At 72.4% G+C, this 399-nt stretch carries 1 protein-coding gene; it reads right to left on the bottom strand.

The features are described 5' to 3' along the window. On the bottom strand, positions 1–399 hold a 399-nt coding region (locus tag H7I41_RS18820; RefSeq protein ID WP_505011368.1), incomplete at both ends, for an acyl-CoA dehydrogenase family protein.

Here is a 399-nt window from a genome sequence, read left to right as displayed (position 1 = left end):
CGGGATCTTGCACCCCAGGGCCAGCGCGCCGGCCAGCTCCCGGCTGGTGTCGTAGTCGAACACCACGTGCCCGGACAGCACGTCGACGTCGCGTTTGAACCGCTGCATCGGGTTGGCCAGGAAGTGGATGCTGGCCCCGCCGGCGCCCATCAGCTCGGCTATGACGCCCTTGGACTCGGCCACGATGTGCGCGGCCGCCAGCCGGGCCTGCGCGCGGACCGGCTTGGCCACCGGATCCCCGGCGGCCACGATCTCCTCGATCTGTCCGACCGTGTCGGCCAGCAGGGCGTTGAGGGCGCGCAGCCGGACCTGCGCCCCGGCCAGGTGTGCCTGGGCGATCGGCTTGTCCTTCTGCATCACGCCCTCGTAGGCCAGCACCCGCTCGGCGAGCCGCTCGGC

The sequence above is a fragment of the [Mycobacterium] manitobense genome, from assembly GCF_025821665.1.
GTDB classification, from domain to species: Bacteria; Actinomycetota; Actinomycetes; order Mycobacteriales; family Mycobacteriaceae; genus Mycobacterium; species Mycobacterium arseniciresistens.
This window is presented reverse-complemented; position numbering and strand designations above follow the sequence as displayed.